The following is a 24,011-nucleotide window of genomic DNA, read 5'->3' as shown; positions in this document are numbered from 1 at the left end:
AACAATGCCATTTTCAATGGTAAAAACAGGTTGAGGGTGAAATGGGGACAAGCGGGAAGGATTTCAAGCGGAAGCCGCCGTCGCGACCTCCGTTTGTTCAGAATTTAATCTTGTGTCGTCCTGCCAGAGAGTGCGACAGCGTGGTGCCATCGACCATTTCCAGCTCGCCACCAACCGGAACGCCATGGGCGATACGGCTGGCTTCAACGTCATATTGCATGCAAAGCTCAGCAATATAGTTGGCGGTCGCCTCTCCTTCGACCGTGGGATTGGTCGCCAGGATCAGTTCGCTGATTTGCTCAGATGCCAGCCGCTGCTCAAGACGATCCAGCCCGATATCATCAGGACCAATACCGTCCAGCGGCGACAGGTGTCCCATCAGCACGAAGTAACGTCCGGAAAATTGCCCGGTTTGCTCAATGGCGTAGATGTCCGCCGGACTCTCCACCACGCAAATCTGACCATTTTCCTGGCGACGCGGGTTCGAGCAGATGTTGCAGACGTCTTGTTCTGTGAATGTGCGGCAATCGGCACAGTGGCCGATTTCCGACATCGCCTTCGTTAACGCCTGCGCCAGACGCATCCCGCCGCTGCGATCGCGCTGAAGCAGCGTGAACGCCATGCGCTGCGCAGACTTCGGGCCAACGCCCGGAAGACAGCGCAGAGCTTCCATAAGCTGAGTTAACAGCGGGCTGGTTTGCATCAGAACGGCATCTTAAAGCCAGGAGGCAGCTGCATTCCGGAGGAAACAGAGGCCATCTTCTCTTTCTGCGTCTCTTCAATACGGCGCGCGGCGTCGTTGAATGCCGCAGCAACCAAGTCTTCCAGCATCTCTTTGTCGTCTTCCAGCAGGCTTGGATCGATCTCCACACGACGGCAGTTATGCGCGCCGTTGATGGTTACTTTTACCAGACCCGCGCCAGATTCGCCGGTCACTTCCAGCTTGGCGACTTCTTCCTGCATCTGCTGCATTTTTTCTTGCATCTGCTGGGCCTGTTTCATCAGGTTACCCAGACCGCCTTTACCAAACATAGGCTTCTCTCTCAATCACGTTAAGGGATGACGACCGTCAAACCGTAATGGCTGACGATCAAATGGGGCGAATACTCTCTTCGTCCAGGTCCGCATCGAAAAAACGACGCAGCGTCTGAATGTTATTATCCGCAATAATCGACTCACGCGCCTGCGCGAGTTTCTCTTCATAAATGGCCTGACGCCACTCCAGCGGCGTGCGCACCGCTGGATTATCATCTTCAACGATGGTCAATTCAACCGTTGACCCCGTTAAGGAACTCAATGCTTCGGCCAGTTTTTGCTGCGCGCCGCTGGAGTTAAGGTGTCGCTGCGTGGAACGCAGGTGCAGGCAAACCACGTTGCCATTCTCTTCTTTCCAGGCATTAAGCGCCACCTGCTCCACCAGTTTAGGCAGCGAGAGCTGGCTTACCTGTGCAGCCCACGGGTCGCGTTCGATGGCCTCAGCCGCCAGCTTTGCCGCCAGTTCTGGCGTTTTTTCATGCTCAAGCGCTTTTTTCAGCGCTTTCGGCGTAGCGACGACCTCTTTGACTTCTGCAACAGGATTGGTCGCTTTCCAGCGATACGCTTCTTTCTTCGCTGGCGCTTTTTCCAGCGCAGAGACCGCTGGACGCGCCTGAACACGTTCCGACACCGAAGCCAGTCTTTCCAGCGCAGCATTATTCACCGGCCGCGCGCGGGAAGCGGCTGCCGGTTCACTCTTTTTTGGTTTGGTTGCTCCCTGAGCGCGTTGCAGTTGGCTGCGTGCCGCCAGCACCTGGCTGGTAGCATCGGAGAGCGGTACATTCTGTTGCTGTTGCGCTGCCGCAGGCTGCTGCGGCACCTGCGTAGGGTTCATCACCGCAGTGGGGGCGACCGGGGCAAAAGACTGTCGCGGGGCTTCAGGTTCCGGGAGCGGCATGCGCGGATGAAAAGCCAGCGCACGTAGCAGCGTCATTTCAACGCCCATTCGCCTGTCCGGCGCATACGGCAGTTCTTTGCGCCCGATTAACAGGGTCTGGTAGTAAAGCTGCACATCGGTTGGCGGGACGATTCGCGCCAGTTCGCGCATACGCTGTTCAATGGCGGCCATATCGCTGCCGAGCGCGGCAGGTGAAAGCTGAACCATGGCAATACGATGCAGCAGAGCCGACATCTCAACCAGTAGCGCTTCCCATTCAATACCGCGCGCGGCGGCATCGTTCACCAGCGTCATAACGCGTTCGCCGTCCGCAGCCACAACCGCTTCAACCAGCGAAAGCGCCTGGTCGTCGTCCAGCGTACCAAGCATGGTGCTGACCGCGTCGGTCGAGACCTGACCATCGCCGCTGGCGATCGCTTGATCGGTCAGGCTCAGCGCATCGCGCAGGCTGCCGTCCGCGGCGCGAGCCAGCAGTTGCAACGCACGTGGCTCATGGGCGATATGCTCTTCTTTGAGGATATGCTCAAGCTGATGGCGAATCTGTTCGACATCCAACGCTTTAAGATGGAATTGCAGACAGCGCGACAGGATAGTCACCGGCAGCTTCTGCGGATCGGTGGTCGCCAGCAGGAACTTAACGTGTGCGGGCGGCTCTTCGAGCGTTTTCAGCAAGGCGTTAAAACTGTGGCGCGACAGCATGTGCACTTCGTCAATCAAATAGACCTTAAAGCGACCGCGCGCTGGCGCGTACTGGACGTTATCCAGCAGGTCACGGGTGTCTTCGACTTTGGTGCGTGAGGCGGCGTCGATTTCAATCAAATCGACAAAGCGCCCCTGCTCGATTTCACGGCAGTTATCACACACGCCGCACGGCGTAGCGGTGATGCCGGTTTCACAGTTTAATCCCTTCGCCAGCAAACGGGCGATTGACGTTTTCCCGACGCCACGGGTGCCGGAAAACAAATAAGCATGATGAATACGCCCTAACGACAAGCCGTTCGCCAGTGCCGTCAGCACATGTTCCTGGCCGACGACGTCAGCAAAGGTTTGTGGGCGCCATTTTCGGGCTAAGACCTGATAACTCATTGGCAGGCTCTGAAAGGCTGGAGGGTGGATTCACAGGGGGATAATGCTAACACAACCTCGCAGCGACGGCGAGGTTGTGTGTCTCGGTATTAATCTGCCGAGATAAGATAGCCCGAAATTAGTGGCCCGGGAATGGAACCAGGCTATAACAGGTCAGTCCCTGCTTTTCCAGACGCTGCTCGCCACCCAGATCAAACAGGTTAATGATAAATGCAGCATCGGTCACTTCGCCACCCAGACGGCGGATCAGTTTCACGGTCGCTTCAATCGTGCCGCCAGTTGCCAGCAGGTCGTCCACAACCAGGACTTTATCACCAGGTTTGATGGCATCTACGTGGATTTCCAGTTGATCGGTGCCGTATTCCAGCTCATAGCTCTCAGCAATAACTTCACGCGGAAGCTTACGGGGTTTACGTACCGGAACAAAACCAACGCCCAGACCCAACGCTACCGGCGCGCCAAACAGGAAGCCACGCGCTTCGGTACCAACCACTTTAGTGATACCCGCATTTTTGTAGCGTTCAACCAGCAATTCAATACTGAGGGCGTAGGCTTTCGGGTCTTCTAGTAAACTGGTGACATCACGAAAAAGAATGCCCGGTTTTGGGTAATCGTGGATGCTTTTGATGCTATTTTTGAGAAACTCAAGCTGCTGTGCAGTCGCGGTCATAAGTTTGTGCCTGATTAATACAGTATTACTTCACGGCGCACAATACACTTCATCCTCGACGTATCTTGAATGATTTTGTGTCTGTATAAGAGCCAAGGTTATATTTGCTTAACCTTTGACCACCTGCGCCTGTGCTCGAAAACGGTCGAATTTACTGGCTGTGAGAGACAATTGCAACAGCGTTTATTGCGCTTTACTGCTTTTGTTGTTTTTCATCAATCACCGGGATCCGCCACATAAAAATCAGTAAACAGGCGAGAATAACCAGCAGCAGGCCGCGTACCCACATCATATTGACCAGCCACAGTGAAAAACTAAACGTTACCAGGATCAACAAAATAGCGCGCGGCTTTGCTCCCGGCGGCATCGCGCGGTGTTTTTGCCAGTGGCGCAGATACCCGCCGAACCACGAACGGTACAGCAACCAGTCGTGAAAACGCGGCGATGAGCGAGCAAAACACCAGGCGGCCAGCAAGATAAACGGCGTTGTCGGCAACAGAGGCAATACAACGCCCAGCGTTCCTAACACTACCGCTATCCAGCCTATGATGATTAGAATAATGCGTTGCATAATATGAATACTTAACACAGAGAATCGCTACTTTATCATAACAGTTCTCATTTTCATCGGAGTGTTGTCGTGAAAACCGTCATGCTGCTTCAGACGCTCGAAAACCAGCTTAACCGCTTGCGGCAGCGTTGTGCCCCACTGGCACACCATGCCACGCTTAGCGCCCGCTTTGACAGGCATCTGTTTCACACCCGCAGCACGTTGCTACAGGCCTGTCTGGATGAAGCTGATGATAATCTCACTGCTCTACGTCGCGCAGTTGAACAGCAACAACTACCACAAATTACCTGGCTTACGGAACACCTTGCCTCACAGTTAGAGGCGATTTCACGTGAAACCGCCAGTTGGTCGCTCCGGGAGTGGGACTGCGCCTCTCCTGGTCTGGCGCGCTGGCAGCGTAAGCGAGTTCAACACCAGGAGTTTGAGCGCCGCCTGGTTGAAATGACGCGTGAACGTAAAGAACGCCTGGCACAGGTTACAGGCTTTGAAGAACAGCAAAAACTGCATCGCGAAGTAGAGGCATTCGAAGCACGACTGGCACGCTGTCGTCATGCACTGGCAAGAATAGATAACATGCTGGCGCGTTTAACCCGCTAATCCCCGGAGAATTTATGTCATTAGAGAACGCCCCAGATGAAGTCAAACTGGCCGTCGATTTGATTGTCCTGCTTGAAGAGAATCAGATGGAGCCTGAAACAGTTCTGAAAGCACTGGAGATTGTGAAGCAGGATTACGAGAAGAAACTACTCTCTTTATCTAAAAAAGAGCTGTAACTGAAAACCTGATGGCTTTGCACTTATCAGGCCTACGAATGAATCGAAGCTCGCAGGCCTGATGATTATTTCTGTTAACCTACCGAAGGCGTCGGATCGTCACCTTTAATGATGTCACGTTTAACCTCGGTCACGGTGTCACCTTTCGCGTTATGCAGGTGAACTTCGAGCTGGTTAAAGGCGATATCAATGTCATTTTCACGGCACAAACGATCGACCGCCCGGTTAAGTTCATCAACCGTGTGGCTACGATCGCGCAATTCACGCACGTATAAACGCAGCTCATGATCCAGCGTGCTGGCACCGAAGGCGGTAAAGAACACTGCAGGTTCCGGATCGTGCATCACTTTCGGGTGTTCTGTCGCCGCCTGCAACAGCACCTTCTTCACTTTGTCCAGATCCGAACCATAGGCCACGCCAATGCGGATCACCAGACGCGTGGTGGTATCGGAGAGCGACCAGTTGATCAACCGCTCCGTCACGAATGCTTTGTTCGGGATGATCACCTCTTTGCGATCGAAGTCAGTAATGGTGGTGGCACGGATACGGATCTTGCTGACCGTTCCGGAGAACGTACCGATGGTCACGGTATCGCCGATGCGTACCGGGCGTTCAAACAGAATAATCAGACCGGAAACAAAGTTACCGAAAATTTCCTGCAAGCCGAAACCAAGACCAACCGAGAGAGCAGCGGCCAGCCACTGTAGCTTATCCCACGAAACGCCGAGCGATCCGAAGACCGTCATCGCACCAATGGCGATGATGGCGTAATTCAGGATCGTGGTGATCGCATAAGAAGCCCCCTGGCGCATCTTCAGTCGCGAGAGCACCAGCACTTCCAGCAGGCCGGGTAAGTTGCGGATCAGCGCCCACGCGACCATTGACGCAATAATCGCAAACAACAGGCTGCCCATGGTGACATCTTTCACCACTGCCGCACCCGCTTCGGTGCCGTTGTAATGCCAGAGCGTTATGCTGTCGAGATAGCTGAACACGGTGATCAAATCAGACCAAATGGCCCAGAACAGAACACCAAACAGGGCAACCATCACCAGCATGGTTATACGCAGCGTTTGCTGGTTAACCTGTTCCAGCGCAATAGTCGGTTCTTCCTGCGGCTCTGCGCCTTCGGCCCCTTCTTTCACCAGGTTCTGACGACGCGCTAACGCACGACGCCAGGCGATACGGCGTGCCGCTACGCTCAACCCTCGCAGCACCGTCTGGTACAGCAGATTCCAGAGGATAACCAGATAGACCGTTTCAATCCAGCGGCCCGCCAGGCGCAGCGTGGTGTAGAAATACCCTGTCGCCGTCAGCACCATTAATGCAATCGGAATAATAGACAGCACGGTAATAGTGACCAGACGCAGACCATGCGACTCTTTGTCACGCCAGCTTTCGCGGCACATTGGCCATACCAGGAAGGCGATCAGCAGCAGGTTGAGGAAAATGACCACCTGGCCAAGCACATCGTCCATCAAATTAAGCGGCGACAGCTCAGCAATGACCGACCAGAAGTTAAGCGGCAACAGCGCAAGGCTAATACGCACAATCTGGCGACGCCAGTGGCTGGTCTGCTTCGCTGGCATGCCAAAATGACGTATCGCCACGCCATCTTTTTCCAGCACCTTCCAGCACAGACCAAACACCAGCCAGAAGATGGTCATCTTCTTACTGAACGCCCACAGCAGGTCGCTAATATTCAGTTGCATAGTCAGCAGAATCAGACCCACCGCGAGGATAATCAGACACGCCGGCAAGGCTCTGATGAGATCGATCAGAATCGCTTTTGGCGTATTAAGCTGACTGTCATTGCGCAGGTTCCCCACCGCGGCGGCTAATTTTGCCTGATAATCCTTCAGCCACTTCAAACGCCAGCGGATTAACCCGGCGATAAGCAGCAGCGGCAGCCCCGCCAGGAACGCAATAAATACGGCGGGCCAGGCTTTTTCCCAGTTCACCGTGATTTTCATCGACTTAAACTGGTCTTTTAGGGTTTGCGGGAAGGCTTTGATCCAGTCCCAGTCCATCGGACGGTTACTGTTAACCCAGAAGATTTGCTGCGTGAGGATCTCTTTCAGGTTTTTCGACACGCTCATTAACTGCTGCTGGTTGATTTGCAGATTAATCGCCATCATCAACTGGTTGCCCAGCTGCTTATTTAGCTGATCCAACAGTTCACGACGCATATCCACAACCTGCAGCAGGGCATCATGGACTTCAGGGTTAACGTCGTTGCTGTGCCCTTCTTCCAGTTTGGCGACAAACGCATCATTCTGGAACAACGTATCGCGCTGCTGGTTGACTTCGAACTGCTCCAGACGCAAATCGGCGATCCGGTTGGTCATATCGGCAAGCTCATCCGCCGACGGCAGCGTTTGTTGTTGCTGATATAAAATGCGCGACAGCAGCAGACTGCCTTTCAGAACGGCGATCTGCTCTTTAATGTTGCGTTCGGATTGCAGCGCGCGGTCAAGCCAGTTTTTGACCTTGATATTTTGCTGCATCAGGCTGTTGCCGTTTTCAGTCGCGGCAATCAGGCGCTGGCTGAGCTGATGGTTAACATCAAGTTCCTGCTTCACTAACGGATTGGACTGAATACGCTCGGCTTCGTCCGGCGTTACCGCTTCCTGTGCCGTCTTTTCGGTTAACGTCAGTCGTTTGCTGTTCACCGCCTCTTGCAGGAGCTGGAGCTGGTGTTCAAGGCGGTTACTGTGCGCCGTCACATAATCGCGTTGTTTTTGCAGGGTATCCTGCAAAACGGTATTCCCTTCGAGGCTCTTACGCTGCTGGTCGATCTGCGCGTTCAGCAACGCTTGCTGCGCCTGCAGCAGCACCTGCTGGCTGGGGCGTAAAGCCGCCTCTCCCACAGTGGTGCCATCGAGTCGATTGCGGATTTGCTGCATCTGTTGCGACGCGGTGTACATCGCATTTTGTACACGCTCTGGCTGTGTCTGCAGCGATACCAGTTGGCTGTTGTAAGCAGCCAGATCGTTTTGCGAGCTTTGCAGGTCATCCAGGACCTGCGACACGCGCGACTCAAGCTGTCGTAAGGAGAGCGTACTCAGCGTTTTTCGCGTTTCATCGTCATTATCGACATCGCTAAGCGAATTTAGCGCATCCGTCGCCTGACGCATTTTCTCCGGCGCCTGGGCAACTTTTTGCCGAAGCTGTACGGTTTCATCCTTCACACGATCGATTTTATCCAGCGTGGCAATGGTATCGATGAGATCCTGTTGAACCAGCTTATCCTGTGCGGAGAGATCTTTTTGTTTATTCAGCGTGTCTAACTGGCTCTGAATATCCGCTTTCGTCGGCAGTTCACCACTCTGTTGCGCCCGCGCAAATGCAGATGACTGGCAGGATAGCAATAGAATGAAGAAAAGAATGGTAATAGCAATAAGATGCTGTGAACGTTTATAGAGCTGCAACATAGTCATGAGAATGAAGGTTTCTGAACCGGAAAAGTGACCGAAAATAGTCAAGCGGCAAGAATATCACGGCTGTGACCGGCAGAATAGCAGGAGGCAAAATGACCAGGAGAATTCCTGGTACAGACCCAGAGATTTAACAGGTTTCCGCTACGTTAACCCGCAAGGTTGGGCAGAGAAGACACATCTCAAGCAGCACGGCGACGTATTCCCGTGCCTCTTTTTTCAGATCAAAAGATTCAGGGGCAAATAACCAGTTCTCGATAATTCCGGTAACATAACTACGCAGCAGCACCGCCACGCGACGCGTGTTCAGATTTTCCGGCAGCATGTTGGCGTTCATGCAGTGCCGCAATGTTTGTTCGATACGGTCGTAATTTTCAATACACAGACTGCGCTGAGCTAGCTGAACTGAGGCCATTTCCCCGACAAATTCGCATTTGTGGAATATAATTTCCAACAATAAACGTCGGCGTTCTTCTGTCACGGTAGCTTCAAGAACGTAAATTAAAATTTCTCTTAATACTGATAGTGGATCGTCGGGGAATTTTGCCTGATACTCAGTCTCTAACTCATCAATGTTAGGTTTTGCTAGCTCCCAGATTTCACTGAATAAATCCGATTTGTTTTTGAAATGCCAATAGATCGCGCCGCGCGTGACACCAGCGGCTGCTGCGATCTCCGCAAGCGAGGTGGATGATACCCCTTGTTGCGAAAACAAACGCAGAGCGACATCGAGAATGTGCTGTCGAGTTTCCTGTGCTTGTTGTTTGGTTTTTCGTGCCATAGGTCAGTGAATTTACAGGCGTTAGATTTACATACATTTGTGAATGTATGTACCATAGCACGACGATAATATAAACGCAGCAATGGGTTTATGGGCTTTCAGCCATTGATCAATTTGAAATCGGACACTCGAGGTTTACATATGAACAAAAACAGAGGGTTAACGCCTCTGGCAGTCGTTCTGATGCTCTCAGGCAGCTTAGCGCTAACAGGATGTGACGACAAACAGGCCCAACAAGGGGGCCAGCAGATGCCAGAGGTTGGAGTTGTTACGCTCAAAACTGAACCTCTACAGATAACAACCGAACTCCCGGGTCGCACCAGTGCGTATCGCATTGCAGAAGTTCGTCCTCAGGTTAGCGGTATTATCCTGAAGCGTAATTTCACGGAAGGTGGTGACATCGAAGCGGGTGTATCTCTCTATCAGATTGATCCTGCTACTTACCAGGCCGCTTATGAAAGCGCAAAAGGCGATCTAGCAAAAGCACAAGCCGCAGCAAATATCGCTCAACTGACGGTCAAACGTTATCAGAAACTGTTGGGTACTAAGTACATCAGTCAACAGGATTACGATAGTGCACTGGCAGACGCACAACAGGCGAACGCCTCCGTTGTCGCCGCGAAAGCCGCGGTAGAAACTGCACGCATCAATCTGGCTTATACCAAAGTGACGTCGCCGATCAGCGGCCGCATTGGTAAATCATCCGTTACTGAAGGCGCTCTGGTGCAAAACGGTCAGGCAACCGCACTGGCAACCGTTCAGCAGTTGGATCCCATCTATGTGGACGTGACGCAGTCAAGCAACGATTTCCTGCGCCTGAAACAAGAGTTGGCCAACGGCACGCTGAAGCAAGAAAACGGTAAAGCGAAAGTCGAACTGGTGACCAATGACGGCATTAAATTCCCGCAGTCCGGTACACTGGAATTTTCTGATGTCACGGTAGATCAAACCACCGGGTCGATTACGTTACGCGCAATCTTCCCTAACCCGGATCACACCTTACTGCCGGGTATGTTCGTCCGTGCTCGTCTGGAAGAAGGGACTAACCCAACTGCATTACTGGTTCCACAGCAAGGCGTTACCCGCACGCCGCGTGGCGATGCCAGTGCATTGGTTATCGGTGCAGACAACAAAGTTGAAACCCGTCAAATTGTCGCCGCACAAGCGATTGGCGACAAATGGTTAGTCACTGATGGACTTAAACCGGGCGACCGCGTGATTGTCACTGGGCTGCAAAAAGTACGTCCTGGCGCGCAGGTAAAAGCGCAGGAAATCACCGCTGAAAACAACCAGCAAGCTGCAAGCGGTAGCCAGCCTGAACAGTCCAAGTCTTAACTTAAACAGGAGCCGTTAAGACATGCCTAATTTCTTTATCGATCGCCCAATATTTGCGTGGGTGATCGCCATTATCATCATGTTGGCAGGGGGGCTCGCGATCCTCAAATTGCCGGTAGCGCAATATCCGACTATTGCACCGCCAGCAGTGACGATCTCCGCGACCTACCCTGGCGCTGATGCCAAAACAGTACAGGATACTGTTACGCAGGTTATCGAACAGAATATGAACGGTATCGATAACCTGATGTACATGTCCTCAAATAGTGACTCCACGGGTACCGTGCAGATCACGCTTACCTTTCAGTCTGGTACTGATGCGGATATCGCGCAGGTACAGGTGCAGAACAAACTGCAGCTGGCAATGCCGCTTCTGCCGCAGGAAGTACAACAACAGGGTGTGAGCGTTGAGAAATCATCCAGTAGCTTCCTGATGGTTGTCGGCGTAATCAACACCAACGGCACCATGACGCAGGAGGATATTTCCGACTACGTGGGCGCCAACATGAAGGACGCCATCAGCCGTACTTCAGGTGTGGGTGATGTTCAGCTGTTCGGTTCCCAGTACGCGATGCGCATCTGGATGGATCCGAACAAACTGAATAACTTCCAGCTGACGCCGGTTGATGTGATTAGCGCCATCAAAGCGCAGAACGCCCAGGTTGCAGCCGGTCAGTTAGGCGGTACGCCGCCGGTGAAAGGCCAGCAGCTTAACGCTTCGATTATCGCGCAAACCCGTCTGACCTCCGCCGATGAGTTCAGCAAAATTCTGCTGAAAGTGAATCAGGACGGTTCCCAGGTGCGTCTGCGTGACGTAGCGAAAGTCGAACTGGGTGGCGAGAACTACGACATCATTGCGAAGTTCAACGGTAAACCGGCATCCGGTCTGGGTATCAAGCTGGCGACAGGCGCTAACGCCCTGGACACTGCAAACGCTATCCGCGATGAACTGAAGAAGATGGAACCGTTCTTCCCGTCAGGTCTGAAGATCGTTTACCCGTATGACACCACGCCGTTCGTGAAAATCTCTATTCACGAAGTAGTGAAAACGCTGGCGGAAGCCATCATCCTCGTGTTCCTGGTAATGTATCTGTTCCTGCAGAACTTCCGCGCGACGCTGATTCCGACTATCGCCGTGCCGGTGGTGCTATTGGGTACGTTTGCCGTCCTTGCGATTTTCGGCTTCTCAATAAACACGCTGACGATGTTCGGGATGGTGCTCGCCATCGGCCTGTTGGTGGATGACGCCATCGTTGTGGTCGAGAACGTTGAACGTGTAATGGCTGAGGAAGGGCTACCGCCGAAGGAAGCAACGCGTAAATCGATGGGCCAGATTCAGGGCGCACTGGTTGGTATCGCTATGGTGCTGTCAGCGGTATTTATTCCGATGGCCTTCTTCGGGGGATCTACCGGTGCAATTTACCGTCAGTTCTCCATCACCATTGTTTCGGCGATGGCGTTATCAGTCCTGGTGGCATTGATTCTGACCCCTGCCCTGTGTGCGACCATGCTCAAACCGGTTGCTAAAGGCGATCACGGAGAAGGCAAAAAAGGTTTCTTCGGCTGGTTTAACCGCATGTTCGATAAGAGCACGCACCATTACACCGACAGCGTGGGCGGAATTCTGCGCAGCACCGGTCGTTATCTGGCGCTGTATCTGATCATCGTCGTGGGTATGGCCTATCTGTTTGTTCGTCTGCCAAGTTCGTTCCTGCCGGATGAAGACCAGGGGGTATTCCTCTCAATGGCTCAGCTGCCAGCGGGTGCAACGCAAGAGCGTACCCAGAAGGTGCTGGACGAAATGACGGATTACTATCTGACCAAAGAAAAAGCGAACGTTGAATCGGTGTTTGCCGTTAACGGCTTCGGTTTTGCAGGACGTGGTCAGAACACCGGTATCGCGTTCGTCTCTCTGAAAGACTGGAGTGAACGTCCAGGCGAGGAGAACAAGGTTGAGGCAATTACTCAACGTGCGATGGGCGCATTCTCGCAGATTAAAGACGCGATGGTCTTTGCTTTTAACCTGCCAGCGATTGTGGAGTTAGGGACCGCGACCGGTTTCGACTTCCAGCTGATTGACCAGGCAGGTTTAGGTCATGAGAAGCTAACCCAGGCGCGTAACCAGCTGTTTGGTGAAGTTGCGAAACATCCTGATCTGTTAGTCGGCGTACGTCCTAACGGTCTGGAAGACACGCCGCAGTTCAAGATCGATATCGATCAGGAAAAAGCGCAGGCTCTGGGTGTATCCATTAGTGATATTAATACAACGCTGGGTGCAGCATGGGGCGGAAGCTACGTAAATGACTTCATCGACCGTGGTCGTGTGAAGAAAGTTTACATCATGTCTGAAGCGAAATACCGTATGTTGCCGGAAGATATTGGAAACTGGTATGTCCGCGGTAGCGATGGACAGATGGTACCGTTCTCCGCCTTCTCTACCTCACGTTGGGAATATGGTTCACCGCGTCTGGAACGCTATAACGGTCTGCCTTCCATGGAAATCTTAGGCCAGGCCGCACCGGGTAAAAGTACCGGTGAAGCCATGGCAATGATGGAGGAACTGGCCAGCAAACTGCCATCCGGTATCGGCTATGACTGGACCGGTATGTCCTACCAGGAACGACTGTCCGGCAACCAGGCCCCTGCTCTGTATGCCATTTCACTGATTGTCGTATTCCTGTGTCTGGCGGCATTGTACGAGAGCTGGTCAATTCCGTTCTCCGTCATGCTGGTGGTACCGTTAGGTGTTATCGGTGCATTGCTGGCGGCAACGTTCCGCGGCCTGACCAACGACGTTTACTTCCAGGTAGGCCTGCTCACAACCATTGGGTTGTCGGCGAAGAACGCGATACTTATCGTCGAATTCGCCAAAGACTTGATGGATAAAGAGGGTAAAGGTCTGATAGAGGCGACGCTGGATGCGGTCCGCATGCGTTTACGTCCGATCCTGATGACATCGCTGGCCTTTATTCTGGGCGTAATGCCGCTGGTTATCAGCTCCGGCGCAGGCTCCGGCGCGCAGAACGCCGTTGGTACTGGCGTAATGGGCGGGATGGTGACGGCAACCGTGTTGGCTATCTTCTTTGTTCCGGTGTTCTTTGTGGTGGTACGCCGCCGCTTTAGCCGCAAAAGTGAAGATCTTGAGCATAGCCACTCAGTAGACCATCATTGATAGATCTCTAAAGATAAGGCCGCGCAAGCGGCCTTTTTTCTGGAAAAATCATAAAAATCACTTATTGCTATTTCGTTTATTTTCTCCAGGGTAAATAAGCGATATAATCCCTGTAGCCTTAAAGGCTATTCTTAAAAATCATTGAGAGTTCTTATTTACTTTAATAAATATTAAGATTATTCCTGGTAAGCGGTTCACATTGTCGATTGTTACCTTTCGTTGCTAAACCTAATCAAGATAACTCGATGATTGCCCGAAGAATAAAGAAATTGTCCGATTCCGAATAACCGCATTTATCTGTTAAAATGTAAAAATGACCTGACATCATAAGTTTGCATAATTGTAATTTTTCGTGATATGACGATGAAATCTTTTTTAGACTAGATTATAGTTAAATCATCAGGAGTCGCGGGCAAGTTCCAGGTAGTCTGTTGTATCCATCCCGAAGGTGTTCGGTTAGTTTAAGCCACGAAGAAGGGGATGCGTTATGGATGAATACTCACCCAAAAGACATGATATCGCGCAGCTTAAATTTCTCTGCGAAACCCTGTATCATGACTGTCTTGCAAACCTTGAACAAAGTAACCATGGCTGGGTTAATGACCCTACCTCTGCCACCAGCTTGCAGCTCAATGAACTGATAGAGCATATTGCAACCTTCGCACTTAATTATAAAATTAAGTACAATGAGGACAATAAGCTGATCGCGCAGATAGATGAATACCTGGATGACACTTTTATGTTGTTCAGCAGTTATGGTATTAATACGCAGGATCTGCAGAAATGGCGGAAGTCAGGTAATCGACTGTTTCGCTGTTTTGTCAATGCCACCAGGGCTAATCCTGTTAGTTTGTCTTGTTAAAAATTATTACAATCATAGGTAAGATTTATGTCCGATAAACCATTAACTAAAACTGATTATTTGATGCGCCTGCGACGTTGTCAGACAATTGACACACTTGAGCGCGTTATTGAAAAAAATAAATATGAATTGTCCGACAACGAACTGGCTGTATTTTACTCAGCAGCAGATCACCGCCTTGCGGAATTGACCATGAATAAGCTCTACGACAAGATTCCAACTTCTGTTTGGAAATTCATTCGCTAATTGCTCACGGGTTAAGTCAGGTATAGCGGTACATTTGTCTGGCTGACCATTTTTGTATTTACAATGGTTATTTAAATCAAATCACGTGACTACGATCACAGCGAAGAAGTGGGAACGTTCCCCTTGTTTGCATTGCGTTTTACTGTGTTGAAATGACCTCCAGTACACAGGAAATTCGTAATGAGTAATGAAAAGCAAAAAATGATCGCCGGTGAACTTTATCGCCCGGCGGATGAAACATTGCGCCACGACCGATTACGCGCTCGTCAGTTGACCCATCGCTACAATCTCACCGCTCCCGATGAAAAAAATGCGCGACAAGCTATCCTGCATGAGCTGTTGGGCCAGAGCGAAGGGGCTTACATTGAACCCTCTTTTCGTTGTGATTACGGCTATAACATTTATCTCGGTAAAGAATTTTACGCCAACTTCGACTGCGTTATGCTCGACGTCTGCCCGATCCATATTGGCGACAACTGCATGTTAGCCCCAGGAGTCCATATTTATACAGCCACCCACCCGCTGGATGCCACCGAGCGAAACAGTGGCATGGAGCTCGGCAAACCCGTGACTATTGGCAACAACGTCTGGATAGGTGGACGCGCAGTGATAAACCCTGGCGTAACGTTGGGTGATAACGTGGTTGTGGCCTCAGGCGCGGTGGTCACGAAAAGCGTTCAGGCAAACTGCGTGGTTGGGGGCAATCCCGCCAGGATTATCAAAACGCTGTGATCTTAAATGTAACTGTTATGCTAAATTGTGGTTAATCTGTTACTTTCTTCACAAGGTATCCCCTTTTAAAATAGGGCGATCGCATCTGAATATCGCAGACACTACAAAGGCAAGAGATGACAGAAATACAGCGCCTGCTTACCGAAACCATCGACGACTTAAATATTCGCGAAAAGCGCGACAACAAACCGCGCTTTAGCATCAGCTTTATTCGCAAACATCCCGGCCTGTTCATCGGCATGTATGTTGCGTGGTTTGCCACGCTGGCGGTGATGCTGCAGTCAGAAACGTTAGTCGATTCAGTATGGCTGCTGGTGGTTCTGTTCGTCATACTCAACGCGTTTTTCTTTTTCGACGTTGCGCCGCGATACCGCTTTGAAGATATCGACGTACTGGATTTCAGAGTTTGCTATAACGGGGAATGGTATAACACGCGCTTTGTCCCCCCTTCACTCATCGATACCATCCTGCACTCACCTTCCGTCGATAGCGAACATAAAGCGCAGCTGCAAAAGATGATATCGCGTAAGGGTGAACTCTCGTTTTACGATGTCTTTACGCTAACCCGTCCCCAGACCAGCCAGTAACCACATCTCAACGCAGATAAAAAAAGTGCGTCCCGATGAAGGAAACGCACTTTAATCCCTGAAATGTTGGTAAAGAAACTAACGTCTTTTTTTACGACCCTGAACAGCTTTAAAGCGCGGATTCGTTTTGCAGATTACGTACAAACGTCCTTTGCGTTTCACTATCTGGCAGTCAGGATGACGCTGTTTTGCACTACGAAGTGAATTGAGTACCTGCATCTTAACCTCGCTTAGTGCCAATAAAATGACCAAAACGTTTCTGGAAACGTGCTGCACTGCCTTCGTTATCAAAGGTTTTTTGTTTCCCGGTATAGTACGGATGCGATTTGGAAGAGATATCCAGGGTCACGTACGGATACATTTTCCCCTCAAACTCAATCTCACGTTCCGTTTTAATGGTCGAGCCGACCTTCAAAAATTCATTGGCGCTGGTATCGTGAAACACCACAGTACGGTAAAAAGGATGAATATCCGGCTTCATGGCAACCTCAATTTGTTACGTTATAACATAACCACAAAAATACACCACTCTTGTATAAATCACAACCTGGTTTACGCGATTAAGAGTTAAACGGGATGATAAGTGGCCGTAAATATATGATGCCAATCGAATAGCTTTTTCGGCTTTCGGATATACTTTCCCTACGCTGTGTTAATAAGGATATCACTGTGATAACACGACATCTGATAAGCCTGGTGACTGGGGTGCTGTTTCTTTCCATCCTCGCGCCCGTAGGTTTAAGCCTGTGGCTGGCGCATCGTCAGGTCGAAACGAAATTTATCGATGAGCTCGATATGTTCTCAACCCGAGTCGCATTACGTACGGAACGCGTAGGTGAACAGGCCAAAAAAGCGTTGCGCCATATTGAAGCTTTTCAGGGTGAACCTTGTAGTGAAGAGCATCTGCTTGAAATGCGTCGTTTGTCATATAGCTATCGCTATATTCAGGAAGTGCTGTACCTCAAAGATAACGTTCCACAATGCTCATCCCTGGAAAAAAGAAGCCGGGCAGCCGCGTTTCCTCCAGCAATGAAAATCACGCCCGATGGCTACCACGCATGGTTGACCATGCAAAACGATTTGGGCATCAAGCGTTTTATGGCGGCATTAGGTAGCAAGCATTACGTCGTGATGATCGATCCCGGTTCTTTTATTGATGTCATCCCGTTTGGCTCATGGCCGATTGAAGTCGCTATCATTGGTACCGCGCGTAACACGGTGGTAGCCAGTAGCACCGATCTGCCACCGGATGTTTTACAACATGTGCAACTAGAGCATTCGATTACCCATCTGCAGAAAGACGGCAGTATTTATAACGCCCGCCCCTTCCCCGAACTGGGCATTACGGTTGTAACCTGGGCATCCACTGTACCTTTGCAAAAGAGCTGGCACCGACAAGCGCTAATCTGGCTGCCGGCAGGGATCCTTCTCGGCTTACTCACCGCAGCCTTTATTCTGCGTATTTTGCGCCGTTTGCAGTCCCCTCATCACCAGTTGCAGGACGCTATCCAGCATCGGGATATCAAGGTCTACTACCAACCGATTATCTCGCTCAAAACGGGGAAAGTGGTCGGGGCAGAGGCGCTGGCTCGCTGGCCACAGGCCGACGGGAGCTATCTGTCGCCTGAGATTTTCGTCGCACTGGCGCAAGAGACCGGGCTTTCAGAGCCGCTCACCCGTTTGATTATTGAAAGCGTATTTGACGATTTAGGAAAATGGCTGCGTCAATATCCCCACCAGCATATATCCATTAACCTTGAGTCAGCCGATCTGACCTCCGAAACACTTCCTGCTCTGTTAAGCCAGAAGGTGAACCACTGGCAACTTAAGCCTGCACAAATCGCGCTGGAACTGACCGAACGCGAATTTGTCGACCCAAAAAACAGCGCGCCGTTTATTGCTAAATACCGACAGGCAGGCCATTCGATCTATATTGATGACTTTGGTACCGGCTATTCAAGTCTTAGCTATTTGCAGGATCTGGATGTGGATATCTTGAAGATCGACAAATCGTTCGTCGATGCGCTGGAGTACAACAACGTCACGCCGCATATCATCGAGATCGCGAAAACGCTGAAGCTGGAGATGGTGGCAGAAGGTATTGAAACCGAGAATCAGGAAGCCTGGCTACGCCAGCACGGCGTGCAGTACGGTCAGGGCTGGCTCTACAGTAAAGCGCTGCCGAAAGCGGAATTTATTCTGTGGGCAGAAAAACGGCTTTAGCATGGCTGTTGATGGTGAGATGGCTGGCGGCACGCCGCACAGCCAGTCACATCACTCTTCCATAATGGGCGCAAATCCACCGTAGATCATTCTCTTGCCATCAAATGGCATAGATTCACCGAATTCCTTCATACGGGGATCGGACATCATCTTCTGATTCGCCGCATCGCGGACCTCTTTGGAAGGGTATTCAATCCAGCTGAATACCACTTCTTCATGATCCTGCGCTTTCACAGCCATGCGAAAATCGGTCAGTTTGCCGTCGGGGACATCATCTGCCCAGCACTCCACCACGCGCAATGCACCGAACTCCTTGAAAAGCGGAGCTGCTTTTGCCGCCATCGCAATGTACGCCTCCTTGTTTTCAGCGGGTACGGCAACCACAAAGCCATCAACATACTTCATGAGAAAAACCTCCGAAGTGTACTGCGCGGCAAGCCGATTCCGGCCGCGTCAGTCGAGGTTAAGTTTAGTCGCCAGCAGGCGATCGTGCCCCAGGCGCATTCCTGATACGAATACGCGCCTGCGGCTGATGGCAAAACCATGGCAGGCAAATTTGAATCAGCGGCCCAATAGCCAGTGCATACAGCACCGTTCCAAACCCAACGGTTCCCCCCAGCAGCCAACCAATAAGCAACACGGACACTTCGATTGCGGTTCGAATTCGTCGTACTGGCCAGCCGGTACGCGCGTGAATTCCAGTCATCAGACCGTCACGCGGGCCCGCGCCAAAACCGGCACCAATGTACAGAGCGGTTGCTAACGCATTCAGTATCACCGCTGACACCAGCAGCCCGCTGCGCGCCAGCAGGGATTCAAATCCCGGAATCACCAGCAGCGCGACATCTGCCGCCAGTCCAATCATAATCACGTTGCTCAACGTGCCAAACCCTGGGCGCTGGCGTAGCGGTATCCACGCCAGAAGCACCAACACACCCACGGCAATAATCACCACGCCGATATTCATCGACAGTAAATTTGCCACCCCCAGGTGAAACACGTTCCACGGATCGGCCCCTAAATCGGCACGGACAAACATCGCCGTCGACACACCGTACAGCGTCAGCCCAATAAACAGCTGAAGTAAACGACGCAGCATGTTCTTCCCCTCTTACTCTCAGATAACTTTCATCTTCACCGCTATTGGCACTATGATTAATGTCCAGTTTTCAAAAAGTGGACTGCTATGTCATCTCGCCGTTACGGAAGCCAGTCTTTGCAACGCCTGCTCGGACACTGGCAAGAAAGTCCCTCGCGAACGCCCATCTGGCGACAGTTGGCAGAAGCGTTACGTTTGCTGATCCTCGATGGGCGACTGGCGCTGGATAGCCGCTTGCCCGGTGAACGCGAACTCGCTGCCGTTCTGCAAGTCAGCCGAACCACCGTCGCCAGCGCCATGGCGCAACTGCGTGAGGAGGGATATCTGGAAAGCCGACATGGTAGCGGTTCACGGGTGATCCTGCCGGAACACATTCGCCATGTGCCTACGCGGACCAGCACTGGCACAGCGCTTGATTTGTCCACGGCAGCGCTGAGTGCCGGTCCTGAAATTCATCAGGCTTACCAGCAGGCACTGTTCGCAATGCCGCAGCATCTGCTGAGCTCCGGGTATCTACCGCAGGGACTGTCGGTTTTGCGTGAATCCATCGCCCGGCATTATTGCGAACGCGGTCTCCCGACGCAGCCCGACGAAATAATGGTCGTGAACGGCGCGGTTAGCGGTCTGGCGTTGATCCTGCGTTTACTCACCGGCCCCGGCGATCGCGTAGTGGTAGATCACCCCACTTATCCGCTGGCCATTGCAGCAATACAAGGGGCGTCATGTCGCCCCGTCGGCGTGTCGCTGCCCGAGCACGGTTGGGATACGGCGGGTCTGGTCGCCACCATCGCGCAAACTGCACCGAGAATGGCCTATCTGATGCCGGATTTTCACAACCCGACCGGGCGCTGTATGGACACCGCTACTCGCCAGGTCGTGGCGGATATTGCTGAAAGAACCCGCACGACGTTGGTGGTCGATGAGACCATGGTGAACCTGTGGTATGACGCCCCACCGCCACCGCCGCTTGCCGCATTCAATCGCGATGCCCCGATCATCCTGCTCGGTTCAGCAGGGAAAAGCTTTTGGGGCGGATTACGTCTGGGCTGGATTCGGGCGTCGGCGCGTACCATTGCCGCGCTGGTCCAAACCCGCGACACCTTCGATTTGGGCTCCCCGGTGCTTGAACAACTCGCCACCAGCTGGCTGCTGGATAACGCCGAGGACTTTCTTCCTGACAGAAGACGCCGACTCACATCACAGCGAGACCTGTGCTCGCGCCTGATGAACTCACATTTCCCGGAATGGCAGTTTACCCAGCCACAAGGAGGACTCTCTTTCTGGGTTGAACTGCCTGATACGCTGGCGACGCTCTTTGCCACGCGCGCCGAAAGTGCAGGCATTCAGTTGGGAACCGGTACGCGGTTCGGCCTTGATGGCGCATTCGACCGATTTTTGCGTATGCCCTTCACGTTGCCGGATGACACAGCGTGTGCCGCCTTCAGAGTGTTGCAACCCATTTGGGATAGCCTGTGTTTGCAGGCCAGCAGCGGGAAAATGCGTAAAATAATCTAAACGACGAGTTAAAGGACTCGCTCTTGAATGCCGTGATGGACGAGGAGGTCCTGGCAATACTACCGCTGAGGAGGAACCGGAAAACCCTTCAGGGAAATCACGAAATTCTCACCGTCTTTCTTAATTTTTGCCCCGGCATCACACCAGTCGGAGGCAATACGGAAGAACTCATCGCTGCCGACATTCCAGCTCAGACGAACATGTTTCACATAACCGGAGCGCAGCATTTCACAGGCTTCGCCATAATTACAGGCGGTTGAGAGCGATTGTTGTTTCATTTTTTCTTCTTCAGTAATCTTCGCAATGCTTTGATTTCTTTAGGAGTCAGTGCGTCAACTACGGATTCTTCCGTATGCTGGCTATCGATATCCTCAGCGGAGACTCCCACCTCTTCAATGGCGGAAAACGCGATTAGTAGCAGTTTTTCCGTGGCGATACTCAAATTTTCATTATGCACTTCAGCATAATGGCGAAGCTTTTCTTTTAGCGCCTCATCAACTTTGACATTCAATACAGCGGTCGACATCGTAGAAAATCCTTGTGGTCAGCCACAACACACCGGATGTAAGACCATGTCATTACACCCCAATGGCGGCGGCAAAAGCTCAAATAACATCCCCGAAACACAGTGACAGTATTTGATGACAATAAAATGACGATCCGATGACAAAGAAAAGAAGATAAACAGAAGAGAAATTGCCGAACGGCAGAATTGGGTGGGGGCCCTGCCAGCTACATCCCGGCACACACGTCATCTGCCTTGGCTGCTTCCTTCCGGACCTGACCTGGTAAACAGAGTAGTGTTGCGGGAGAACCAACAGAGCCCCCATTGAGAGCGTTGTTAACCAACGCGCAGGCGCATTATCACTGCTGCACCCTGTAATTGCAACCCATCCAGCATCGGATGCTGTTTTCTTGTGCAATGCGGCTTCACTCCTTCGCCATTCGGCATTATGCTGGAGGATTAGCGCAGGAATAAATGATGGATATACAAGACTCTTTCCCCCAACGCGTCTGGCAAATCGTCGCTTCAATCCCCGAAGGTTTCGTTACCACGTATGGCGATGTTGCCCGGCTTGCGGGATCGCCGCGCGCTGCGCGTCAGGTAGGCGGCGTGCTTAAGCGTCTCCCCGAAGGCAGTACCCTGCCCTGGCATCGGGTGGTCAATCGCCACGGAGCCATTTCGCTGACGGGTCCCGACCTGCAACGACAACGTCAGGCGTTGCTGGCAGAAGGAATAGTGGTTTCAGGAAGCGGACAGATCGATTTACAGCGCTATCGCTGGGTGTACTAACCCTCTCCAGGCGGAGAGGGTTACAACGACCTTAGTACTGCGTGGGAGCCGGAACCGCAGATGACGGATTCACCTGGGTTGGTGAAGTAGACGGAACCGTGGAAGTAGCCCCACCGCTCGCCTGAACCGGTACTGCTGTTTGCTGTACCGGGACCAACGTCAGGTCGGCTTTAGTCCCACCCTGATTGATGACCGTCTGAACGGTATCAGTAATAAAGACCAGTTTATCATTTACCGTAATAGCCGCACTCAGCAGAATACGGGCGTTAGGTTGAATATCTGCCGGGTTAAACGGTAATACAAAGCTGAATGGCGCTTGTTTACCTTCAGTACGAACCGCTTTTTGCGACAGCACTTTTGACGGCGCATCGGCCAGTGAAGCATCTGACAGCGTAACGGTTAGCACCGCATCGGGTGGCAAGGCCACTTTCTGACGGATCCATACTGTACCGGAGACATTTGGCTGCTGAATTTTAGACTGTGTGTCAGAAATTGACGTATTAGGGCTTGGCGCAGGTGTCTGAATATCAGCGCTTTTATCGGCACAGGCCGCCAGAGCGACTGCAACCGCTAAACCACTTACCATGTGCACGAGTTTCATTAAATTCTCCTTATCATCTATGCACCAGCGAGAACTTTCCTCGCCAGAAGAGTGGTTAACAAAAACATAACGTGACTAAGTGTGGCACAAGACAGCTATTTTTGCCTGTAATAGGCCAGTAATTCAGACAATTGCACCCATCGGACCACTTTTAAAATTGCGTTATACTCTGCCTACCTCGCTGCGACATCGATATCACCTGGAGAGCACGTATGAGTCTGGCACTGAAAAATTTGCTGACATTGTTAAATCTAGAAAAAATTGAAGAAGGACTCTTTCGGGGCCAAAGTGAAGACTTAGGGTTACGTCAGGTTTTTGGGGGACAGGTTGTCGGTCAGGCGCTATATGCCGCAAAAGAAACCGTACCGGAAGAGCGTCTGGTACACTCTTTTCACAGCTACTTTTTACGCCCCGGCGATAGCCAAAAGCCCATCATCTATGATGTGGAAGTCCTGCGTGATGGTAACAGCTTCAGCGCGCGCCGCGTTGCCGCGATCCAGAATGGTAAACCCATTTTTTACATGACTGCCTCTTTTCAGGCACCGGAAGACGGATTTGAACATCAGAAAACCATGCCGGATGCGCCGGGTCCCGATGAGCTGAAATCAGAAACGGAAATTGCCCGCTCGGTGGCGCATTTGCTGCCGCCGCTGTTGAAAGAAAAATTTATCAACGATCGTCCGTTGGAAGTACGCCCTGTCGAGTTTCATAACCCCCTTAAAGGTCACGTCGCACCTCCGACGCGCCAGGTATGGATCCGAGCTAACGGCGTGCTGCAGGACGATCTGCGCGTCCATCAGTATCTGCTGGGTTATGCCTCAGACCTGAACTTCCTGCCTGTTGCGCTGCAACCGTACGGGATTGGCTTCCTGGAAAAAGGGATTCAGATCGCCACCATTGACCATTCCATGTGGTTCCACCGTCCGTTTAATATCAATGAATGGCTGCTGTATAACGTCGAGAGTACTTCGGCATCCGGTGCCCGGGGCTTTGTACGCGGAGAGTTTTATACCCAGGATGGTGTGCTGGTCGCTTCTACCGTACAGGAAGGGGTAATGCGTAATCGCAATTGAGAATTACCGGATGGTGGCGCA

General features: G+C 51.9%; 25 protein-coding genes, 1 other RNA gene, 1 pseudogene and 1 other annotated feature. Of the genes and pseudogenes, 12 read left to right on the top strand and 15 right to left on the bottom strand.

Translation table 11 applies throughout. The features are described from left to right. Positions 1-97: 97 nt before the first annotated feature. The 5 genes from recR to GPJ68_RS06110 all read right to left on the bottom strand — a co-directional run bounded on the left by recR (position 98) and on the right by GPJ68_RS06110 (position 4,260). Positions 98-703 carry a recombination mediator RecR gene (gene recR / locus GPJ68_RS06130; protein ID WP_016152082.1) on the bottom strand — a complete coding sequence of 202 codons (606 nt, stop codon included), beginning with the start codon at positions 701-703 and terminating at the stop codon, positions 98-100. Then, on the bottom strand, positions 703-1,032 hold the full coding sequence (locus GPJ68_RS06125; RefSeq protein ID WP_003021764.1) for a YbaB/EbfC family nucleoid-associated protein: 330 nt from the start codon (positions 1,030-1,032) through the stop codon (positions 703-705). Before GPJ68_RS06125 ends, recR begins: the two co-directional genes overlap by 1 nt. Positions 1,033-1,090: 58 nt before the next feature. Further along, positions 1,091-3,019 (bottom strand): DNA polymerase III subunit gamma/tau, encoded by a 1,929-nt coding sequence (gene dnaX, locus GPJ68_RS06120; protein WP_019076181.1) that lies wholly within the window; start codon positions 3,017-3,019, stop codon positions 1,091-1,093. Continuing rightward, positions 1,694-1,758, bottom strand: a sequence feature (DnaX frameshifting element). It overlaps the preceding gene by 65 nt. A 118-nt stretch (positions 3,020-3,137) precedes the next feature. After that, positions 3,138-3,689 carry an adenine phosphoribosyltransferase gene (gene apt, locus GPJ68_RS06115; protein WP_006685676.1) on the bottom strand — a complete coding sequence of 184 codons (552 nt, stop codon included), beginning with the start codon at positions 3,687-3,689 and terminating at the stop codon, positions 3,138-3,140. Between the two features lie 193 nt (positions 3,690-3,882). Beyond that, positions 3,883-4,260: a DUF454 family protein gene (locus tag GPJ68_RS06110; RefSeq protein WP_104651312.1), complete on the bottom strand. Its 378-nt coding sequence runs from the start codon at positions 4,258-4,260 to the stop codon at positions 3,883-3,885. A gap of 69 nt (positions 4,261-4,329) precedes the next feature. On the opposite strand from GPJ68_RS06110, the gene priC reads away from it, so the two are divergent. Further along, the gene (gene priC, locus GPJ68_RS06105) at positions 4,330-4,857 is read left to right on the top strand and encodes a primosomal replication protein N'' (RefSeq protein ID WP_103283557.1); all 528 of its coding nucleotides are present in this window, start codon (positions 4,330-4,332) and stop codon (positions 4,855-4,857) included. A gap of 14 nt (positions 4,858-4,871) precedes the next feature. Further along, a complete protein-coding gene (rsmS, locus tag GPJ68_RS06100) occupies positions 4,872-5,033 on the top strand; it encodes a pleiotropic regulatory protein RsmS (protein WP_016155875.1) in 162 nt (53 codons plus the stop codon). Between the two features lie 74 nt (positions 5,034-5,107). On the opposite strand, the gene mscK is transcribed toward rsmS, so the two are convergent. Together mscK and acrR are read right to left on the bottom strand one after the other, a co-directional pair. Further along, positions 5,108-8,473: a mechanosensitive channel MscK gene (gene mscK, locus GPJ68_RS06095; protein WP_016152076.1), complete on the bottom strand. Its 3,366-nt coding sequence runs from the start codon at positions 8,471-8,473 to the stop codon at positions 5,108-5,110. A gap of 127 nt (positions 8,474-8,600) precedes the next feature. Next, a complete protein-coding gene (acrR, locus tag GPJ68_RS06090) occupies positions 8,601-9,251 on the bottom strand; it encodes a multidrug efflux transporter transcriptional repressor AcrR (RefSeq protein ID WP_016152075.1) in 651 nt (216 codons plus the stop codon). 141 nt (positions 9,252-9,392) lie between these two features. Between acrR and acrA the strand changes: the two genes are divergently transcribed. The 6 genes from acrA (at position 9,393) to GPJ68_RS06060 (ending at position 16,185) form a co-directional block, all read left to right on the top strand. Continuing rightward, complete coding sequence (gene acrA / locus GPJ68_RS06085) at positions 9,393-10,586, top strand: multidrug efflux RND transporter periplasmic adaptor subunit AcrA (protein ID WP_047416860.1); 1,194 nt, start codon at positions 9,393-9,395, stop codon at positions 10,584-10,586. Positions 10,587-10,608: 22 nt separating this feature from the next. Next, entirely contained in the window at positions 10,609-13,758 is a 3,150-nt protein-coding gene (gene acrB, locus GPJ68_RS06080) for an efflux RND transporter permease AcrB (RefSeq protein WP_016152073.1), read from the top strand. A gap of 487 nt (positions 13,759-14,245) precedes the next feature. Next, complete coding sequence (gene tomB, locus GPJ68_RS06075; RefSeq protein WP_003021733.1) at positions 14,246-14,620, top strand: Hha toxicity modulator TomB; 375 nt, start codon at positions 14,246-14,248, stop codon at positions 14,618-14,620. A 27-nt stretch (positions 14,621-14,647) separates the two neighbouring features. Then, positions 14,648-14,866 carry an HHA domain-containing protein gene (locus tag GPJ68_RS06070; RefSeq protein ID WP_002892050.1) on the top strand — a complete coding sequence of 73 codons (219 nt, stop codon included), beginning with the start codon at positions 14,648-14,650 and terminating at the stop codon, positions 14,864-14,866. 180 nt (positions 14,867-15,046) lie between these two features. After that, entirely contained in the window at positions 15,047-15,598 is a 552-nt protein-coding gene (gene maa / locus GPJ68_RS06065; RefSeq protein ID WP_103283555.1) for a maltose O-acetyltransferase, read from the top strand. Between the two features lie 116 nt (positions 15,599-15,714). Then, positions 15,715-16,185, top strand: coding sequence for a YlaC family protein (locus GPJ68_RS06060; RefSeq protein ID WP_016152071.1), 471 nt, complete (start codon positions 15,715-15,717; stop codon positions 16,183-16,185). 78 nt (positions 16,186-16,263) lie between these two features. Here GPJ68_RS06060 and ykgO read toward each other — a convergent pair whose 3' ends face one another. Further along, the gene (gene ykgO / locus GPJ68_RS06055; RefSeq protein ID WP_005125190.1) at positions 16,264-16,404 is read right to left on the bottom strand and encodes a type B 50S ribosomal protein L36; all 141 of its coding nucleotides are present in this window, start codon (positions 16,402-16,404) and stop codon (positions 16,264-16,266) included. A 1-nt stretch (position 16,405) separates the two neighbouring features. After that, entirely contained in the window at positions 16,406-16,666 is a 261-nt protein-coding gene (locus GPJ68_RS06050; protein ID WP_104651311.1) for a type B 50S ribosomal protein L31, read from the bottom strand. Positions 16,667-16,854: 188 nt separating this feature from the next. Here GPJ68_RS06050 and GPJ68_RS06045 point away from each other — a divergent pair, with 188 nt between their 5' ends. Next, positions 16,855-18,408: an EAL domain-containing protein gene (locus tag GPJ68_RS06045; protein WP_180837176.1), complete on the top strand. Its 1,554-nt coding sequence runs from the start codon at positions 16,855-16,857 to the stop codon at positions 18,406-18,408. Between the two features lie 51 nt (positions 18,409-18,459). Here GPJ68_RS06045 and GPJ68_RS06040 read toward each other — a convergent pair whose 3' ends face one another. Beyond that, the gene (locus GPJ68_RS06040) at positions 18,460-18,813 is read right to left on the bottom strand and encodes a DUF1428 domain-containing protein (protein WP_003831033.1); all 354 of its coding nucleotides are present in this window, start codon (positions 18,811-18,813) and stop codon (positions 18,460-18,462) included. Between the two features lie 64 nt (positions 18,814-18,877). After that, positions 18,878-19,507: a YitT family protein gene (locus GPJ68_RS06035; RefSeq protein ID WP_016155872.1), complete on the bottom strand. Its 630-nt coding sequence runs from the start codon at positions 19,505-19,507 to the stop codon at positions 18,878-18,880. 87 nt (positions 19,508-19,594) lie between these two features. Here GPJ68_RS06035 and GPJ68_RS06030 point away from each other — a divergent pair, with 87 nt between their 5' ends. Beyond that, positions 19,595-21,022: a PLP-dependent aminotransferase family protein gene (locus GPJ68_RS06030; protein WP_104651309.1), complete on the top strand. Its 1,428-nt coding sequence runs from the start codon at positions 19,595-19,597 to the stop codon at positions 21,020-21,022. A 59-nt stretch (positions 21,023-21,081) separates the two neighbouring features. Here GPJ68_RS06030 and GPJ68_RS06025 read toward each other — a convergent pair whose 3' ends face one another. From GPJ68_RS06025 to ffs, 3 genes are all read right to left on the bottom strand, one after another. Beyond that, positions 21,082-21,300, bottom strand: a complete 219-nt coding sequence (locus GPJ68_RS06025) for a hypothetical protein (protein ID WP_016152066.1) — start codon at positions 21,298-21,300, stop codon at positions 21,082-21,084. Beyond that, positions 21,297-21,548, bottom strand: a complete 252-nt coding sequence (locus GPJ68_RS06020; RefSeq protein ID WP_016152065.1) for a hypothetical protein — start codon at positions 21,546-21,548, stop codon at positions 21,297-21,299. The genes GPJ68_RS06025 and GPJ68_RS06020 overlap by 4 nt, the downstream gene beginning before the upstream one ends. A 197-nt stretch (positions 21,549-21,745) precedes the next feature. After that, an RNA gene (ffs, locus tag GPJ68_RS06015) (signal recognition particle sRNA small type) lies at positions 21,746-21,842 on the bottom strand. Between the two features lie 84 nt (positions 21,843-21,926). Here ffs and GPJ68_RS06010 point away from each other — a divergent pair. Then, positions 21,927-22,316, top strand: a pseudogene (locus tag GPJ68_RS06010) (MGMT family protein). 31 nt (positions 22,317-22,347) lie between these two features. Here the strand turns inward: GPJ68_RS06010 and GPJ68_RS06005 are convergent. After that, entirely contained in the window at positions 22,348-22,917 is a 570-nt protein-coding gene (locus tag GPJ68_RS06005; protein WP_104651308.1) for a YbaY family lipoprotein, read from the bottom strand. 212 nt (positions 22,918-23,129) lie between these two features. Between GPJ68_RS06005 and tesB the strand changes: the two genes are divergently transcribed. Then, positions 23,130-23,990 (top strand): acyl-CoA thioesterase II, encoded by an 861-nt coding sequence (gene tesB, locus GPJ68_RS06000; RefSeq protein WP_016152062.1) that lies wholly within the window; start codon positions 23,130-23,132, stop codon positions 23,988-23,990. The last annotated feature ends 21 nt before the right edge of the window (positions 23,991-24,011 follow it).

It is taken from the genome of Citrobacter sp. 172116965, assembly GCF_013458095.1.
GTDB classification, from domain to species: Bacteria; Pseudomonadota; Gammaproteobacteria; order Enterobacterales; family Enterobacteriaceae; genus Citrobacter; species Citrobacter braakii.
The sequence above is the reverse complement of the archived record's forward strand: the minus strand, read 5'-3'. Positions and strand labels throughout refer to the sequence as shown.